The 17182-nt window shown below is 70.6% G+C and carries 17 protein-coding genes; 14 read left to right on the plus strand and 3 right to left on the minus strand.

Annotated features, from left to right (window positions below; all coding sequences use genetic code 11):
• Positions 1–6 precede the first annotated feature (6 nt).
• The gene (locus NW895_RS28525; protein ID WP_289939104.1) at positions 7–579 is read right to left on the minus strand and encodes a MarR family transcriptional regulator; all 573 of its coding nucleotides are present in this window, start codon (positions 577–579) and stop codon (positions 7–9) included.
• Between the two features lie 135 nt (positions 580–714).
• Positions 715–1665 carry a LysR family transcriptional regulator gene (locus NW895_RS28530; protein WP_289939105.1) on the minus strand — a complete coding sequence of 317 codons (951 nt, stop codon included), beginning with the start codon at positions 1663–1665 and terminating at the stop codon, positions 715–717.
• A 197-nt stretch (positions 1666–1862) separates the two neighbouring features.
• Between NW895_RS28530 and NW895_RS28535 the strand changes: the two genes are divergently transcribed.
• The 9 genes from NW895_RS28535 to NW895_RS28575 are packed head-to-tail and all read left to right on the plus strand — an operon-like array spanning position 1863 to position 9996.
• Positions 1863–3398 (plus strand): carotenoid oxygenase family protein, encoded by a 1536-nt coding sequence (locus tag NW895_RS28535; protein WP_289939106.1) that lies wholly within the window; start codon positions 1863–1865, stop codon positions 3396–3398.
• Positions 3399–3406: 8 nt separating this feature from the next.
• Positions 3407–4063: an MBL fold metallo-hydrolase gene (locus tag NW895_RS28540; protein WP_289939107.1), complete on the plus strand. Its 657-nt coding sequence runs from the start codon at positions 3407–3409 to the stop codon at positions 4061–4063.
• Positions 4063–4851 carry an SDR family oxidoreductase gene (locus tag NW895_RS28545; RefSeq protein ID WP_289939108.1) on the plus strand — a complete coding sequence of 263 codons (789 nt, stop codon included), beginning with the start codon at positions 4063–4065 and terminating at the stop codon, positions 4849–4851. The genes NW895_RS28540 and NW895_RS28545 overlap by 1 nt, the downstream gene beginning before the upstream one ends.
• A 59-nt stretch (positions 4852–4910) precedes the next feature.
• Positions 4911–5528, plus strand: coding sequence for a carboxymuconolactone decarboxylase family protein (locus NW895_RS28550; protein WP_289939109.1), 618 nt, complete (start codon positions 4911–4913; stop codon positions 5526–5528).
• Positions 5525–6397, plus strand: a complete 873-nt coding sequence (locus tag NW895_RS28555; RefSeq protein WP_289939110.1) for a fumarylacetoacetate hydrolase family protein — start codon at positions 5525–5527, stop codon at positions 6395–6397. The genes NW895_RS28550 and NW895_RS28555 overlap by 4 nt, the downstream gene beginning before the upstream one ends.
• A complete protein-coding gene (locus NW895_RS28560; RefSeq protein ID WP_289939112.1) occupies positions 6394–7242 on the plus strand; it encodes a fumarylacetoacetate hydrolase family protein in 849 nt (282 codons plus the stop codon). Before NW895_RS28555 ends, NW895_RS28560 begins: the two co-directional genes overlap by 4 nt.
• 11 nt (positions 7243–7253) lie before the next feature.
• A complete protein-coding gene (locus tag NW895_RS28565; RefSeq protein WP_289939113.1) occupies positions 7254–8039 on the plus strand; it encodes an SDR family oxidoreductase in 786 nt (261 codons plus the stop codon).
• A 44-nt stretch (positions 8040–8083) separates the two neighbouring features.
• The gene (locus NW895_RS28570) at positions 8084–9544 is read left to right on the plus strand and encodes an aldehyde dehydrogenase family protein (RefSeq protein WP_289939114.1); all 1461 of its coding nucleotides are present in this window, start codon (positions 8084–8086) and stop codon (positions 9542–9544) included.
• Positions 9545–9600: 56 nt separating this feature from the next.
• A complete protein-coding gene (locus tag NW895_RS28575; RefSeq protein WP_289939115.1) occupies positions 9601–9996 on the plus strand; it encodes an SRPBCC family protein in 396 nt (131 codons plus the stop codon).
• A 331-nt stretch (positions 9997–10327) separates the two neighbouring features.
• Here the strand turns inward: NW895_RS28575 and NW895_RS28580 are convergent, their stop codons facing one another.
• Positions 10328–11008 carry a TetR/AcrR family transcriptional regulator gene (locus tag NW895_RS28580; protein ID WP_289939116.1) on the minus strand — a complete coding sequence of 227 codons (681 nt, stop codon included), beginning with the start codon at positions 11006–11008 and terminating at the stop codon, positions 10328–10330.
• A gap of 135 nt (positions 11009–11143) precedes the next feature.
• Between NW895_RS28580 and NW895_RS28585 the strand changes: the two genes are divergently transcribed.
• The 5 genes from NW895_RS28585 to NW895_RS28605 are packed head-to-tail and all read left to right on the plus strand — an operon-like array spanning position 11144 to position 17168.
• Positions 11144–12289 (plus strand): VOC family protein, encoded by a 1146-nt coding sequence (locus NW895_RS28585; protein ID WP_289939117.1) that lies wholly within the window; start codon positions 11144–11146, stop codon positions 12287–12289.
• A gap of 30 nt (positions 12290–12319) precedes the next feature.
• Positions 12320–13258: a fumarylacetoacetate hydrolase family protein gene (locus NW895_RS28590; RefSeq protein WP_289939118.1), complete on the plus strand. Its 939-nt coding sequence runs from the start codon at positions 12320–12322 to the stop codon at positions 13256–13258.
• Positions 13259–13270: 12 nt separating this feature from the next.
• Positions 13271–14854, plus strand: coding sequence for a bifunctional 3-(3-hydroxy-phenyl)propionate/3-hydroxycinnamic acid hydroxylase (locus NW895_RS28595; protein ID WP_289939120.1), 1584 nt, complete (start codon positions 13271–13273; stop codon positions 14852–14854).
• The gene (locus NW895_RS28600) at positions 14851–16818 is read left to right on the plus strand and encodes an acetoacetate--CoA ligase (RefSeq protein WP_289939121.1); all 1968 of its coding nucleotides are present in this window, start codon (positions 14851–14853) and stop codon (positions 16816–16818) included. Before NW895_RS28595 ends, NW895_RS28600 begins: the two co-directional genes overlap by 4 nt.
• Positions 16815–17168 (plus strand): DoxX family protein, encoded by a 354-nt coding sequence (locus tag NW895_RS28605; protein ID WP_289939122.1) that lies wholly within the window; start codon positions 16815–16817, stop codon positions 17166–17168. The genes NW895_RS28600 and NW895_RS28605 overlap by 4 nt, the downstream gene beginning before the upstream one ends.
• Positions 17169–17182: the final 14 nt, after the last annotated feature.

Here is a 17182-nt window from a genome sequence, read left to right on the forward strand (position 1 = left end):
CGGGGCTCAGGCTTTCGGCCGCCGCCCACTGCGCCGCGGAGCTGGCTCGGCCCCGTCGAGCAGGGCGAGCCGACGCTCCTCGCCCTGCTCCTCAACCTGCAGCACCACCCGGCGCAGCCCCTCCGCGACGCTGCGGCACTCCTCGTCGCTGAGCCGCCCGGCGACGAAGGCCTCCTCCTCGTTGAACGCCGGGAACAGCCATCGCATCAGCGCCTCGCCTTCCTCGGTCAGGCTGAGCAGCACCAGCCTGCCGTCGGTCGGATGACCGGTCCGCCGGAGCAGGCCCCGCCCCTCCAGCGTCCGCGACACGCCGGTGAGAGTGCCCTTGGAGATCCCGGCCTCCTCCGCGACATGCCGGGTCTCCGACTCGCCCCACACCCACACCACCCACAGCACAACGAACGCCGTCCAGGTCAGATCGGCCCCGCGCAGCACCGAGTTCTCCAGGTGCTGCCGGACCGTCGAGGCCGCGCGGTAGATGTTGGCGACGACGGCCATCTGTTCCCGGCGCAGCGGGATACCGCCGAGCTTGGCCTCGGCCAGCTTCTCGGCTTCGGTGATCGATCGTTGGCCGGGCATGGCACACTCCTTCGGCCGCGGAGGCGTCGGACCGGGGCGTCGGACGCGAGCAGGTCTAGTTCGTTCGGGCTCAAATTGTACGGAGGCGCGCACGACTTGGTAGGTCACAGCCGGCTCGATCTGCAAATCCGCAGGTCAAGAAGGTGCTCCAGGAACACCCGACACCTCCTCCAGCCCAGGTGCTCCCCGCCCGGGCAGGCGGGTGAGCGCGAGACGCAGGAACGCCTGCGCGGCGGGTGAGGTCGGAGCCGGGGCACGGTGGACGAGGGCCAGAGGCTGGAGTGCCTGCGGGTCGTCGAGGCGCAGGACGCAGTCGGCGTGATCTGCGGGGACGATCGCGTCCGCCGCGGGGCGGGGGACGACGGTCACCCCGATGCCCTCGAACGCCAGTGAGGCGAGATCACCTGCGCTGCGCAACGCGCAGACACCTCGGCGACGGGCCCGCGCCCGGTCGAACGCGGCGTCCACCTGAGCGCGCAGGCCCGTGTCGGGAACGCATTCGAGGAAGCGTTCGTCGGCCAGCCTGCCCAGGTCGGTGACGCCGGCCCCGCGCAGCCGGTGCTGCCGGCCCACAACGGCCACCAGCGGCACCACGCTCAGCAGGTGGTAGGCGATGCCGGGGGGCAGCTGGTGCTCGTGCAGGGCGACGACGGCGACCTCCAGTTCACCGGTGAGGAGCTGGGCGGTGGCGTGGACACCGTCGGAGTCGGAGAGAGTGACCTCGACCGCGGGGTGGGCCTCCTGGTAGTCCCGCAGCAGGCCGAGTTGGTCGATGTTCCCCGCCGTGAGCGTCACCGAGCCGATCCGCAGCCGCCCTCGCACGGGCCCGTCGAGCGCGGAGATCTCGGCGTGCATCTCCTGGACCGCCGTGAGCACCCGCCGCGCGCAGGCGACGAAGATCTGCCCGGCCTGGGTCACGCGGACGCTGCGGCTCGTCCGCTCGAAGAGCCGGGCACCGACCTCCCGCTCGAGCTGGGTGATCTGGTGGCTCAGCCCGGACTGCCCGATGCTGCAGCGGGCCGCGGCCCGGGTGAAGTTGAGCTCGTCGGCGATGGCCACCGCGTATTCCATCTGCCGCAGATCCATCGCATTCTCCGATCATTTCGTGCGTGTTTCAGTGTTGGACGCCGACGACGGCCCGAGGACATGATGGTCAGTACCAGCCCATCGGCTCGGTTTCACCAAGATTCCACTGCGCCCCGTTCTCGCAACAGTGCGCTGCCAGCCAAACGGAATCAATCACATTCTTCGCTTGATCCGACCTTGTCACAGGGGAGAGAGCCATGGCCACTGCAACGACGCAGTCCGACGGGACACCCGGGCAGCAGCCCGTGAGCACCCAGCCGCCTCCGGAAACCATGCAGTTCCCGAACACGCGGCATTTCCAGGGGTTCTTCGCCCCGTCGCGGATCGAGGCGGACGTATACGACCTGGAGGTCGAGGGCCGTATACCCCCCGAGCTGAACGGTGCCTTCTACCGCGCCGCCGCGGACACCCAGTACCCGCCGCGGTTCGCGAACGACGTGTACATCAACGGCGACGGCATGATCCACATGGTGCGGTTCGACAACGGCCACGCGGATCTGAAGACCCGCTATGTCCGCACCCAGCGCTTCCAGCTCGAACGTCAGGCGCGCAAGGCCCTGTTCGGGGCCTACCGCAACCCCTACACCGACGACCCGTCCGTCGCCGGCATCGACGACGGCAACGCCAACACCGCGATCATCTGGCACGCGGGCAAGCTGCTCGCGCTCAAGGAGGCGGCGCTCCCGTACGAGCTGGATCCGGCGACGCTGGAGACCAAGGGCGTCTACGACTTCTCGGGCCAGATCCCGGGCCGCACCTTCACCGCCCACCCCAAGCACGATCCGCGCACCGGTGAACTCATCGCCTTCGCGTACAACGCCAGCGGTCTGCCGGACAAGCAGATCCACATCCACGAGATCTCCGCCGACGGCAAGGTCACCCGCTCCCAGACCTTCGAGGTGCCGTACTCGTCGATGGTGCACGACTGGCTGGTCACCCGGGACCACTTCGTCTTCACCATCTCGCCCATGGTCGCCGACCCGGAGCAGCTGAAGAGGGAGGAGCAGTACTTCGTCTGGGACCCGAACCGGGAGACCTACGTCGCGATCATCCCCCGCGACGAGGGCGTGAGCGGCATCAGGTGGTTCCGCAGCGAGCAGCTTCTGGAAACCCACACCCTGAACGCCTGGACGGACGGCGACACCCTGGTCGGCGACCACTTCGTCACCAAGTCCGGCTGGTTCTCCCAGTTCCCGAAGACGACCGTCGGCCTGCTGCCCGAACAGCCGCCGTTCCTGCACCGCTGGACGTTCGACCTCACCCAGGGGGCCGCCCACTGGGACGACGCCACCGACACCTACCGCAGCGAGCAGCTCCTCGCCTCGCCCGGTGACATGCCCCGGGTCGACCCCCGTGTGCTGATGGAGAAGAACCGGCACTCCTGGGTCGGCGGCATGCACCCCGATCTGCCCATGCCAGAGTTCGGTCCCATGGGCCCGCCCTTCAACTCCATCATCCACCGCGACGAAAGCACCGGTGCGACGGCCATCTGGGCCGGCGGCGAGCACGCCGCGCCCGAGGAGCCGGTGTTCGTTCCCAAGTCCGCGGACGCCGACGAGGGCGAGGGCTATCTGCTGGCGCTGGTCGGCCGGCGCGACCAGATGCGACACGACCTGGTCATCCTGGACGCTCTCGATGTCGCCGCCGGCCCGATCGCCACCGTGAAGATCCCGTTCCGGCTCCGGTACGGCTTCCACGGCACCTGGGTGCCCGGCAGCGAACTGGGAAGGTGAGCAGGCCCATGCGACTCATCAGGTGCGGCCACGCCTGCGTCCGGCTGGAGCAGCACGGCGTCGTCATCGTCATCGACCCCGGTAGTTACTCCGACCCCCACGCGCTCGACGGTGCCCACGCCGTGCTCGTGACCCACGAGCACGTGGACCACTTCGCCGAGCCCGTGCTGCGCGCGGCGGCCGAAGCCGACCCCGGCCTGCGGATCTGGGCCAACCGGTCCGTGGCGGACCAGCTCGACGGGCTCGGCGGCGGCCGGGTCACCGTGGTCGGCGACGGGGACGCCTTCGACATCGAGGGCGTCGGTGTCGAGGTGCACGGAGAACTGCATGCCGTGGTCCATCCGGACCTGCCACGCGTCACCAACGTCGGCTTCCTCGTCGGAGACAGCGACACAGCCACCGTCTTCCACCCGGGCGACGCCTTCACCGTTCCCAGGCGCCCGGTGGACACCCTCCTGCTGCCCGTCCACGGCCCCTGGTCCAAGACGGGCGAAGTCATCGACTACGCCCGCGAGGTCGCAGCCCGCAGGGCTCTGTCGATCCACGACGGCGGTCTCAGCGAGAGCGGGAACGCGCTGGCGGACAACATGCTGGAGGTGTGCCTGAAGGACGTCGGGACCGACTACCAGCGGGTGGCGGCCGAGGCCGGAATCGAGCTCACGTGATGGCTGCGTCGAGACAGATTCAGAGGCCGCCCGTCGGGTGGCTGAGCCTTGAGGGGCGCGGCGCGCTCGTCATCGGGGCCGGAGGACTGGGCACCGCCTGCGTCCGGGGCCTGGCGGAAGCGGGAGCACGGCTGACGGTCGTCGACGCGGACGAGGCCCGCCTCAAGGCCCTGCGCGACGATCCGGCCTGCGCGGCCGCCGTCGTACGGACCCTCACCGCGGACCTGACGTCGTCCGAGGCGTGCGAGCGGGCGGTCGACACGGCGGCCCGCGAGCTCGGTGGCCTGGATGTGCTGGTGCACGCCGTGGGCATGAACGACCGCCGTCCCGTGGTGGACACACCCGACGAGGTGTGGGACCGCATCCTGACCCTGAACCTGTCGACCGCGTTCTGGACCGGACGCGCCGCGGGCCGGCTGATGCGCGAGGCCGGTCACGGCAGCATGGTGTTCTTCTCCTCCGTCTCCTCCCTGCTCGCCCACCGCCATCACGGCCCGTACGCCGCCTCGAAGGGCGGCCTGGACCAGCTGGTGAAGGTGATGGCCCGCGAGTGGGCCGCCGAGGGCGTCACCGTCAACGCCGTCGCCCCGGGCTACTCGGAGACCGAGCTGACCCGCGCGTACCTGGCAAAGCCCGGCATGCGTGAGGAGCTGACCGCTCTGGTCCCGGCCGGGCGCCTGGGACAGCCAGAGGACGTGGTCGGAGCCGTGCTGTTCCTCGCCTCCGCCCGCGCCTCATACATCACCGGACAGGTGCTCTACGTGGACGGCGGCCGCACGCTCGTCTGAGCCCCCGACTCCTGTGGACTTCCCTGGACGTCCCTGGCCCTGTCTCGAAGGGAGCGCGGATGACCGCGCGTCTGGCCGGACTGCTGCCCGGCGAGCTGGACGAGCAGCAGAGCGAGGTCTACCGGGCTGTCACCGGCGGCCCCCGGGCCGCCGGACCACAGGCCTTCGCCCTCACCGACGAGGAGGGACGGCTGCGCGGCCCGTTCAACGCCATGCTGCTGAGTCCGCCCGTCGGGCTCGCCGTCCAGGCGGTCGGGGCGGCGGTGCGCTACGAGTCGGTCCTGACCGACCGTGTGCGCGAGATGGCCATCCTGGTCGTCGCCGCCCACTGGGGGAGTGCCTTCGAGTGGGAGGCGCACGAGGCCGTGGGCCGGACCCGCGGTGTCACCGAATCAGAGCTGGACGCCCTGCGCGCCGGTGGACTGCCGGACCTGCCGGATCCGGCCGAGCGGACCGCGCTGCTCGCGACCGCCGCGCTGACCCGAGCCGGTGCGCTGAGCGACCAGGAGTACCACGACACGGTGGCCGCGTGGGGAGAGCGAGGCCTCTTCGAACTCACCTCCCTGGTGGGTTACTACGCGCTGCTGGCCCTTCAGCTGCGGGTCTTCGCCGGAGAGGGCCCGGCGGATCAGGCGGATCACCGCGACACACCACACACCGAAAGCGGGACACCATGAAACTGATCACCTTCGACGACGGCCGCGTCGGGCGGCTGGAGCTGGAGGAGCGGCTCGTCATTCCGCTGGAAGTCGGTTCGACGCGCGAGTACTTCGAGCGTGACGGCCGGGTTCTGGAGACAGGGGAGCGCCTGGCCCTGGACGACGTGACGCTGCGCGCGCCGATCGTGCCGAAGAAGTTCTTCCACACCTCCGGCAACTTCCGCGAGCACGAGGACGAGTCGAAGAACGTCGACTGGTCGCACCCCATGCACAAGGGCATCGTCTTCTTCCAGAACGTCGACGCGATCGTCGGCCCCGACGAGCCGGTGATCTACCCCGAGCACCTGACCAGCGAACTCGACTACGAGCTGGAGATCGCCGTGGTCATCGGCAAGCCCGGCAAGTTCTTCGGCGTCGACGACGCGCCCGACCACATCGCCGGTTACGTCGTCTTCAACGACATCAGCGCGCGCGACATCCAGCGCCGAGAGATGGAGTCCGGCGTCTTCTCCTTCTGCAAGGCCATCGACACGTTCTGCCCGGTGGGCCCGTACATCGTCACCGCCGACGAGATACCGGACGCGCAGAACCTCGACATGGAGCTGCGGGTCAACGGCGTGGTCCGGCAGAAGTCGAACACCAACCGCATGTCCGTCTCCATCCCGCACCTGGTCGCCTACCACTCCCCCCAGGGCTACAGCGCCGGCGACCTGATCACCACCGGCACCGTGCAGGGCGTCGCTGGCTTCAGCGGCAACCCGGACATGTACCTCAAGCCCGGTGACGTCGTCGAGGCGGAGGTCGAACGCCTCGGCGTGCTGCGCAACCCCGTCGTCAGCTGGGAGCAGGGCCACGGCACCCCCGTACCGCAGAAGGTGGACTGGTGAGGCTCGGCGTCCTCGGCGGACGCGCCGTCCTGGTCCGCGGAGACCGGGCCGCGGACGTCCGATGGGCCTCGAAGGGACGGTTGCCCACCGATCCGATGATCCTGCTGGGGGAGTGGCCCCGACTGTGCGAGTGGGCGGCCAGACTGCCCGACCGGGCCTACGACATCACCGTCGACCCCACCGCACTCGGCGCACCGGTGCCCCGCCCCCGGCAGGTGTTCGCCATCGCCCTCAACTACCCGCCGCACGCGGCGGAAGCCGGCTTCACCCCGCCCGACGAACCCCTGGTCTTCACCAAGTTCCCGGCCTGCGTCACCGGCCCGCACACCACCGTGGCCCTTCCGGCGGGAAAGGTGGACTGGGAGGTCGAACTCGTCGCGGTCATCGGGCGGGAGACGTACCGGGTGAGCGAGGACCGGGCCTGGGAGGCCGTCGCCGGTCTGACGGTCGGCCAGGACCTCTCCGAACGCGCCACGCAACTGCGAGGCAAGCCCGCCCAGTTCAGTCTCGGCAAGTCGTTTCCGGGCTTCGGCCCCACCGGCCCAGTCCTGGTCACCCCGGACGAGTTCACCGACCCCGACGACCTGGAGATCACCGGACTGCTCAACGGCGTGGCCGTCCAGCACGACCGCACCAAGTCCATGATCTTCCCGGTGCCGGAGCTCATCGCCCGTCTGTCGGCCGTGGTGCCGCTCTTCCCGGGTGACCTGGTTTTCACCGGCACTCCGGCCGGCGTCGGCAACCGGATGGATCCACCCCGATATCTCACCGAGGACGACGAACTCGTCAGCCGTATCGAGGGCATCGGCGAGATCCGCCAGCGCTTCACGGCCGTACAACCCTGAAGGGACGTCCCATGACAGAGCAGAGCATTCCTCGCCGCTTCGAAGGCCGTACCGTCCTGGTGACCGGTGCCGGCACCGGCTACGGCGCCGAGATCGCCGTACGTGCCGCCCAGGAGGGCGCCCGGGTCACCGTCCATTACCGCAACTCCGCAGCCGGAGCGGACAAGACCGTCGCCCGGATCAAGGACCTCGGCGGCGAGGCGTTCACCGTGCAGGCCGACATCGCCGTCCACGCCGACGTCATTCGCATGGCCGAGGAGGTCTTCGGCCGCTTCGGCAGCCTGGACGTGCTGGTGAACAACGTCGGTGACACGGCGGGCGACCAGATGTCCTGGCGAGAGCTCACCGAGGAGTCCATCGACCACATCCTCGCGGTGGACGTCAAGGGAACGATGCTGTGCGTGCACGAGTTCGGCTCCCGGATGCTGGAGCAGGGCCACGGCGCGATCGTCAACATCGGCTCCACCGTGATCGTCCGCGGCAGCGCACGCGCCCCGCAGTACGCCGCCGCGAAGTACGGCCTCCTCGGCATCACCAAGTCCTACGCCCAGGCGTTCGCCCCCGCCGTGCGGGTCAACACCTTCGCCCCCGGTTTCATGGAGACCGAGATGCTCCTCAACCGTGCGGACTGGAAGTCCGGCCGCCGCGAGGACATGATCGCCAAGACCCCGATGGGCCGCATCCCGGGCCCCGCCGAACTCGCGGGCACAGCCCTCTTCCTCGCCACCGACGACGCCGTCCACATGACCGGCGCGTACCTCAACGCCGACGGCGGCTTCAACATGATCGGCGCCTGACCCGCAGTTCGTGCACCGGCCCGAGCAACCAAGAAGGACGACCCGTGCCACTTGACCGTAATCTTCTGATCGGCGGCAAGGAGACCCCGGCCGTCTCCAGTCGGACCACCGCCGACATCAGCCCTTGGACCGGTGAGCCTTACGCGAGGGTCGCCGCGGCCGGCCCCGAGGACGTGCGAGCCGCGGTGGACGCGGCGGATGCCGCCTTCGCCGAGTGGGCGGCGCTCGCACCCTTCGCCCGGCGGGAGATCTTCCTGCGCGCGGCGGATCTCATGGAAGAGCGCCGTGAACAAGCCGTTGAGCTGATGGCCGCCGAGACGGGCGGAACCCGGGGGTGGGCGCTGTTCAACGTCCAGGTGGCCGCCGGCATGCTGCGCGAGGCCGCCGCCGCGATCACCGCCCCGCGCGGGGACGTGCTCACCACCCAGGAGCCGGGGGGACTCAGCCTTGCCGTCCGCGAACCCCTCGGCGTCGTGGCCGCGTTCGCGCCGTGGAACGCGCCGGTCATCCTCGGCACCCGGGCGGTCGCCGCTCCGCTCGCGGCGGGCAACACCGTCGTGGTCAAGGCGAGCGAGGACGCCCCGATCGCGTGCGGCCTGTTCGTCGCCGACGTGCTGCGCGACGCGGGACTGCCCGACGGTGTCCTCAACGTCATCACCAACGACAAGGCGGACGCCGCGGGCATCGCGCGGGAACTGATCGCGGATCCGCGTGTCCGTGCGGTCAACTTCACCGGCTCGACCGGTGTCGGGCGGGTCATCGGTGCCCGCGCGGCCGAGCACCTCAAGCCGGCCGTGCTGGAACTCGGCGGCAAGAACTCCGTGATCGTGCTGGAGGACGCCGACCTCGACCACGCCGTGAACGCCGCCGCGTTCGCCGCGTTCATGAACTCCGGCCAGATCTGCATGTGCGCCGACCGCGTCCTGGTGCACACCTCACTCGTCGGCGAGTTCACCCGGCGGTTCACCGCGAAGGTCGCCGGTCTGCCTAGCGGCGATCCGGGCCTGCCCGGCACCGTCATCGGCCCGCTGGTGGACGAAGCCGCCGCGTGGCGGGTCGCTGCCCTGGTCACGGACGCGGTCGGCAAGGGCGCGCGCGTCCTGACCGGCGGTGGCAGGCCGGAGGGGGCCCTGTATCCGGCGACCGTGCTGACCGACCTGCCCGAGGACGCTGAACTGCACCACGCCGAGGCCTTCGGACCCGTCGTCGCCGTCAGGGCCTTCGCGGACGACGACGAGGCGGTGGCCCTGGCGAACGACACCGAGCACGGCCTCAGTTGCGGCATCCTCACCGAGAACGGCACCCACGGCCTGAAGGTGGCACGCCGTGTCCGCACCGGCATCGTGCACGTGAACGACCAGTCGGTGGGGGACGAACCGCAGGCACCCTTCGGCGGTTTCGCGGCCTCCGGTTACGGCCGCTTCGGAGGGCGCTGGGGCATCGAGTCCTTCTCGAACACTCGCTGGGTCACCCTCTCCACCGAGCACTCCCGCTACCCCTTCTGATCCCGCCGCGTACGGCGCCTGCCCGAAACCGCCAACACCACAACCGAGGAGTGCGCATGGCAACATTCCGTTTCGACACCCGGGTCGACCAGGACCCCGACCGCGTCTGGGCCGTCCTCACCGACGTGAGCATGATTCCGCGGTGGTTCCCGGCCGTGAAGGAGGCCCACTTCGACGGCACGCACCGCCACCTGACCACGGCCCAGGGCACGGTGAAGTCCCTCGTGGTGACGAAGGACGACGAACTGCGGCGCTTCCAGTACCGGTTCGTCGAGGGCATGCCCCAGCCCATCGACTTCCACCTGGGCACCATCGACGTGCTTCCCGACGGGGACGGCTCACGCGTGGTCTACAGCCAGGAGATCCTTCCCGAGGCGCTGGCACCCATCGTCGAGGGAGCCGTGAGCGAGGGGATCGAGGGCATCGCCCGGTACTTCGCCATGCACCCCTGACCCGGCAGGGGCGCACGAGGTGCGAGCGGGGCCGGCGGCGGTGAACGCAGCGGGACACTCCAGTGCGGGCCGGGTCACGCGAACCGGCCCGCACTCCTGTGCGCGGCGGCCCGCCGAGTAACGGGCTGACGGCGAGTCCGCCGAGCATGGCCACCACGCTCAGGCCGATCGCGGGTAGGTAGCAGAGATCGCCGGCTCTGGCACCTCGCAGACCGCGTCGAACAGCGCAGCTGCGAGGTAATGGTCGGGCGGGCAGCCCACGCGGCGACGTCTGTGCGCCGTCACCCTCCTGCCGGGGGCGCGATCGGCGCATGGTGCACGGGCCGCTCGGTCACTCTCCGGCCGAGCTCGTCGTTCCCCGGACAGGAGTGGCCGGTGAGGCGAGGTCGGGGAGGGGGCGCCGGGCGACCTCGTGGGCGTCGTCCGGTGGGACGCCCAGCATGCGCAGGACCATCTCGGCCAGGTTGACCGCGGCCTCGTCGCCGTCCACGTCGGGGCGGGCGAACCTCAGCTCCACCAGGGAGAGCAGGGTGCCGCCGAGTGCGGACAGGGCGACCGCCGGCTCGACGGGGGTGAAGCGGCCGGAGGCGAGGCCGGCCTCGAGGTCGCGCAGTGCCCGCCGGGCCAGGCCGTTGTCCGAGTGGATGTGACCGAGGCCGCGGCGGCGCAGGACCTGCATCAGCTCGGGGTGGGAGTCGGCCATGCGGGCGCTGAGCCGGAAGCCCGCGGCGACGAGTTCGGCCGGGTCGTCGATCCCCGCAAGGCGCTCGTCGAAGTTCTGGCCGAACTCCTCCAGAGCGTCCACCACGGCTGCCTCGAACAGCTCGGTCTTCGACTCGAAGTGGTTGTAGAAGGAGCCGAAACCGACGTCCGCGCGCTCGGCGATCGCCTGGATGCTGGCGCTGGTGTCCCCGGTCTCGGCGAGGATCTGCCGCGCGGCGTGGATGAGCGCGCGACGGGTCTCGGCGCGGCGCCGCTCGAACCGGTTGCTGGGTGGGGCTGACGTAGGCATACGCAGAGTTTAACCGCGGGAACGATGGCGGCAGCAGCTCTGATGAATTCATCATTTCCCTTGGCGAACCTCTTGACGGCGATGTTGTCACAGTTGATAATTTCCTCATTACGGCAATGTTGCTCGGAGGGCACCATGTCTGAAACCCGCGTCGACGGGACCGCTGTCAAGACTGCCCACCAGGACCTGCACAGCGAACACGGCGCCCTGCGCGGCGAACACCCCGGCCGCTCCCGGAACCCGGTGATCAAGGTGGCCGACCTGGCGTGGCTGGAGTTCGAGAAGCCGGACCTGGAGCGGGCCGAGGTCTTCGCCCGGGACTTCGGGTTCGGGATCGCCGCTCGCACCGAGCGGGAGCTGTGGCTGCGGGGCACCTTCGCGGGCTCACCCTGCATGGTGATCCGGCGCGGGCGCACCTCCCGGTTCATCGGCCCGGCGTTCCGGGCCGCCGAGCGGACCGACCTGGACCGGCTGGCCCGTGCCACCGGATCGTCCGTACGGGATGCTGACGTTCCCGGCGGCGGCAAGGTGGTCGACCTGCTCGACCCCTCGGGCTTCCCGGTGCGGGTGGTGCACTGCGGCGAACAGCTCCCCGCGCTGCCGGAACAGCGGCCGCTGCTCCTCAACTTCGGCACCGCTCACCGTCGTACGAACGCCACCCAGCGCCCGCCGCGCGAACCCTCCCGTATCCAGCGGCTGGGGCATGTGGTGCTGGAGACAAGGGTGTTCGCGCAGGCGCTGGACTGGTACCTGGACACCCTCGGCATGATCGTGTCCGACTTCCTGTTCCTGGACGGCCAGCGCGGGCGCGGTCCCACGATGGCGTTCATCCGCTGCGACCTGGGCAGCGTGCCGGCCGACCACCACACCCTGGCCATGCACCTCGGGCCCGGCACTGGATACGTCCACTCCGCCTACCAGGTCACCGACCTGGACTCCATCGCCGCCGGCGGCGAGTACCTCAAGGAGCGCGGATACAAGCGCAGTTGGGGCATCGGCCGGCACATCCAGGGCAGCCAGCTGTTCGACTACTGGCGCGATCCCGACCACTTCATGCTGGAGCACTTCGCCGACGGCGACCTGTTCTCCAGCGACGTCGAGCCGGGCTGGGCGCCCATGTCGACCAGCGGTCTGGCCCAGTGGGGCCCGCCCGCCACCCGCGACTTCCTCGGCGCGAGCCCCTCCCCGCAGCGGGTCCGCGACGTCATCGAGGCCCTGCGTGGCGACAACGAGATGGACCCCGCACGACTCCTGGGCCTGCTCAAGGCCGCCAAGTCCTGACCTCCCCAACCCCCGCACGAAGGTACTGTCATGAGCACCAATGTCCTGCGCACCGCCGAAGGATGGTGGGTGGTCCGCGGCGAGCGGGCCGTCCCCGTGGACACCAAGGCCGTCACCACCGCTGAGCTGATCGCCGACCGTGACGCCGTACGGGAGGCAGCACTGTCGGCCGACGCGGGCACGCCCGTCGCGGACCTGGCCGCCCTCTCGCCGGTCACCACGCCCTGCCGGGTGGTCGCCCAGATGGTCAACTACCGCAGTCACGCCCGCGATTCGGGCTTCACCGGTGACATCCCGCCCGCCTTCTTCCGCAAGGCGTCCGGCTCGGTCAGCGGCCCCGGCGAGGCCGTCGTCCGCCCCGCACACGTGAAGTTCCTCGACTACGAGATCGAGTTGGGCCTGGTCATGGGCGCGTCCCTGCCCGTCGGCACGGTGGTCGAGGAGCGGGACCTGCCCTCGTACGTCGCCGGGCTCGTGATCACCAACGACATCAGCGCCCGCGAGGTGCAGCTGACCAAGACGCAGTTCTACGAGAGCAAGTCGTACCCCACCTTCACACCGACCGGGCCGTACCTGGCGCTGCTGGAGCCGGAGGACTTCGCCCACCTCCTGGACCTGCGGCTGAAGCTGTTTGTCAACGGCGAGCTGCGTCAGGACCGCACCCTCGCCGACATGATCGTCCGCCCGGCGCAGGCCCTGACCCTGCTGGCCCGGTTCCAGACCCTCGACCCCGGCGACCTGCTGCTGACCGGCACGCCCGGTGGCACAGCGCTGAAGGCCCCGCCGAAACCGGTCGAGAAGATCGGCGCCCTGCTGCCGCCCGCCGTCAAATGGAAGGCCTTCTTCAAGTCCCAGGCGAAGAACCCGCACTACCTGCACACGGGTGACGTGATGACGGCGACGATCGCGACCCCGGACGGCCGGATCGACCTCGGCGAGCAGCGTACCCCCGTCACGGACGCGAAATGAGACCCGAAGCACATGATCGTCGAACGTAACGGGGCAGACGTACCCGTGGTGATCGTCGGCGCCGGACCGGTGGGTGTGACCGCCGCCCTCCTCCTCGCCCGGCGCGGAGTCCGCAGCGTCGTCCTGGAACGCCACCAGGACGTCTACCCGCTCCCGCGTGCCGTCGCCACCGACGACGAGGTCCGCAGGATCCTTCAGGCGGCGGGCGTGGGGCAGGAGTTCGCCGTGATCGCCCGCCCGGCGAACGGGCTACGGCTGCTGGACGCCCGGCACCGGGTGATGGCCGAGTTCCGCCGCACCGAGAACGGCCTGCACGGCTACCCGCAGACCAGCATGTTCGACCAGCCCGAGCTGGAACGCGTGCTGCGCGACGCGCTCGCCCGTCACCCGGAATGCGAACTGCGCGGCGGCGTGGAGGTCACCGGCATCGGCCCGGACACCACCGGCCCCGTGCGCGTGACCTACCGCGACGACGACGGCGAGCACGAGCTGTGGGCGGAGGCGGTCCTCGGCTGCGACGGCGCCAACAGCCTCACCCGCGAGGCCATCGGCGCCGTATGGGAAGACCTGCGCTTCGAGGAACGCTGGACCGTCATCGACGTCCGTACGACGGCCGACGTGCGCTGCTGGGAGGGGGTCGACCAGGTGTGCGACCCGGATCGGCCGGCGACCTTCATGCGGGTCGGCGAGGACCGCTACCGCTGGGAGTTCCGGCTGCGGGACGGGCAGGAGCCGGTCCGCGAGCTGATCGCGCCGTGGCTGCCGCCCTCGTACGACGGGGACATCGAGGTCGTCCGCGAGACGCAGTACACCTTCCGGGCCCGCCTCGCCGACCGTTGGCGCAGCGGACGGGTCTTCCTGCTCGGTGATGCCGCCCACCTCACCCCGCCGTTCATCGGACAGGGGCTGTGCGCGGGCCTGCGGGACGCCTACAACCTCACCTGGAAGCTCGCCCGAGTCCTCCGACAGGGCGGGGACGAGCGGCTGTTGGACACCTACGAGACTGAGCGCAAGCCGCACGCCCGGCATGTGATCCGGCTCGCGGTCGCCATGGGCTGGGCCATGACCGGCGGCCAGGACAGTGCCGCCGCGATCCGCCGCAGGGCCCTGGCCGCGGCCTGCCGCATACCCGGCCTGACCGAACTGGCCGGCCGCGACCTCAGCCCGCCCCTGACCACGGGACTCCTCGTACGCCGCCGCCTCCGCAAGGGCCTTGCGGGAACGCACTGCCCCCAACCGTGGATCACCGCCGACGGACGGCGCAGCCGCCTCGACGAGGTGCTCGGCGACTCCTTCACCATCCTGACCACCGCCGATCCCTGGCCCTCGCTGAACGCCCTCGCCCACGCACTCGGCATCCGGGCGATCCCCGTCACCGGCCTCGGCGACGACGGCACACTCGCCGCCTGGCTGCGCGCCGGCCGCGCGGACGCCGTACTGCTGCGCCCCGACCGCGTCGTCATGGACGTCGTCCCCGCCGGGGGCCAGGACTTCACCGGCACCACCGCCTGGGCGTCCCTCCTGCACACCACCCGCAGTCCCCACCCGCCCCAACGGACCGTCGACAACAGCCTGCTGAGGAGCGTCACACGATGAGCGTGCCCGAGCCTTTCATGACGCCGGATCCGCAGGCCGTCGCGGACAGCCACCTCATGGACTTCGCCCGCCATGTCGGGATGTCCGGCGCCGATTACGCCGACCTGTACCGCTGGTCGGTCACGGACCTGGAGGGTTTCTGGGGGGCGGTGTGGGAGTACTTCGACATCGACGCGGACACGCCGTACGAGCGGGTGCTGGCCGAGGAGCGGATGCCCGGCGCCCGCTGGTTCCCCGACGCCACCCTCAACTACGCCCACCACGCCCTGCGCAACCTCGCCGACGACGCTGTGGCGGTCATCGCCCTCGACGAGACCGGCTCCTGCTACGAGGTGACCGCGAGCCACCTGCGCGCCCAGGTCGCCTCCGTCGCCGCGACCCTGCGCGAGCTGGGCGTGGGACAGGGCGACCGGGTGGTCGGCTATCTGCCCAACACCCCGCACGCGATCGTCGCGTTCCTCGCCGCCGCGAGCCTGGGCGCCGTGTGGTCGGTGTGCGGGCAGGACTACGCGCCCATGGCCGCCGCCGACCGCTTCGCCCAGCTCGAACCCACCGTCCTGATCACCGCCGACGGCTACCTCTTCAACGGCACCACCCACGACCGCCGCGACGCCACCCTCGAACTCGCCCACGCGCTGCCGACGTTGAAGGCGACGCTGCTGGTGGGCCATGTGGGCCTGCCATGGCCGTCGAAGGCGTACCCCTCGCTGGTCGTCCCCTGGGAGGACGCCGCTACCCGCACCGAGGAACTCACCTGCACGCCGGTGCCGTTCGACCACCCCCTGTGGGTCGTCTTCTCCTCCGGCACCACCGGCCTGCCCAAAGGCATCGTCCACGGCCACGGAGGCGTCCTGCTGGAGCATCTCAAGACCCTCGGCCTGCACTCCGATCTCGGCCCCGGCGACCGCCTGCTGTGGTACACCACCACCCACTGGATGATGTGGAACCTGGTCGCCTCCACACTCCTGACCGGTGCCACCACCTGCACCTACGACGGCAGCCCGGCGCCCCTCGCCCAGCCCGACGTCCTGTGGCAACTGGCCGCCCGCCACCGGGTGACCGTCTTCGGCACCAGCCCCCAGTACCTGCTGGGCATGGCCAAGTTCGGCATCGACCCCTCGGCGCACGACCTGTCGTCGATCCGCGTGGTCGGCTGCACCGGCTCCACCCTGCCGGCCTCCGCCTACCCCTGGGTCCGCGACCACGTCGGCGACCGCGTGCTGCTCGCGTCGATCAGTGGCGGCACGGACGTGGTGTCCGGCTTCGCCGGCAGCGCACCCAACACCCCTGTATGGGCAGGCGAGTTGTCCGCACCCCACCTGGGCGTCGCGCTGGCCGCCTACGACGCCGAGGGCTTCCCGGTCGTCGACCGGGTCGGTGAGCTGGTCGTCACCCGCCCCATGCCGTCGATGCCGCTGTACTTCTGGAACGACCCCGACGGCACCCGCTACCGCGACGCCTACTTCTCGTCCTACCCGGGCGTCTGGCGGCACGGTGACTGGATCACGGTCACCAGCCATGGCTCGGTGATCGTGCACGGCCGCTCCGACAGCACGCTGAACCGTAACGGTGTCCGCCTCGGCAGCGCCGACATCCACGACGTCGTCGAGCGCCTCCCCGAGATCGCGGAGGCCCTGGTCATCGGCGCGGAGGAGGACGACGGCGGCTACTGGATGCCGCTGTTCGTGGTCCCCGCCGCCGGGGTGACCCTGGACGACACCCTCCGCGACCGCATCCGTGAGGCCATCCGCAGTGGTGCCTCACCCCGCCACGTCCCCGACGAGATCCTCGAGGCGCCGGGCATCCCGCACACCCGCACCGGCAAGAAACTCGAAGTCCCCGTCAAACGCCTCCTCCAGGGCGCCCCGGTCGAGCAGGTCGTCAACCTGGCCACCGTGGATGCCCCCGACCTCATCGACTACTACGCCCGCCTGGGCGCTGAACGCAGGGACAGATCGGCATGACAACCGCACACACCACCCTCGCCGTCGCACTGGCCCTGGTCTTCCTCCCCCTGGGGCTGGCGAAGATCGCCGCGGTGCCGTTCATGCGTCAGGCAGCCGCGCATCTCGACATGTCGCCGGGTCTCTACCGCGTCATCGGCACCCTGGAAGTGGCGGGAGCCGCCGGCCTGCTGCTCGGCCTGGCTTCGGCCCCGCTCGGGGTGGCCGCCGCTGCCGGGCTGGCTGTGCTCATGGTGGCTGCCGCGGTGGTTCACCTGCGCCATGGCGACCCGCCCGTGCGGGCCCTGCCCGCCGCCGTACTGGCCCTGATGGCGGTGGCGTACGCCGGGGCGGCGATCGTCGCCGGCTGACGGCCCGGGTGTGC

The organism is Streptomyces sp. S.PNR 29 (assembly GCF_030386795.1).
Taxonomy (GTDB): Bacteria; Actinomycetota; Actinomycetes; order Streptomycetales; family Streptomycetaceae; genus Streptomyces.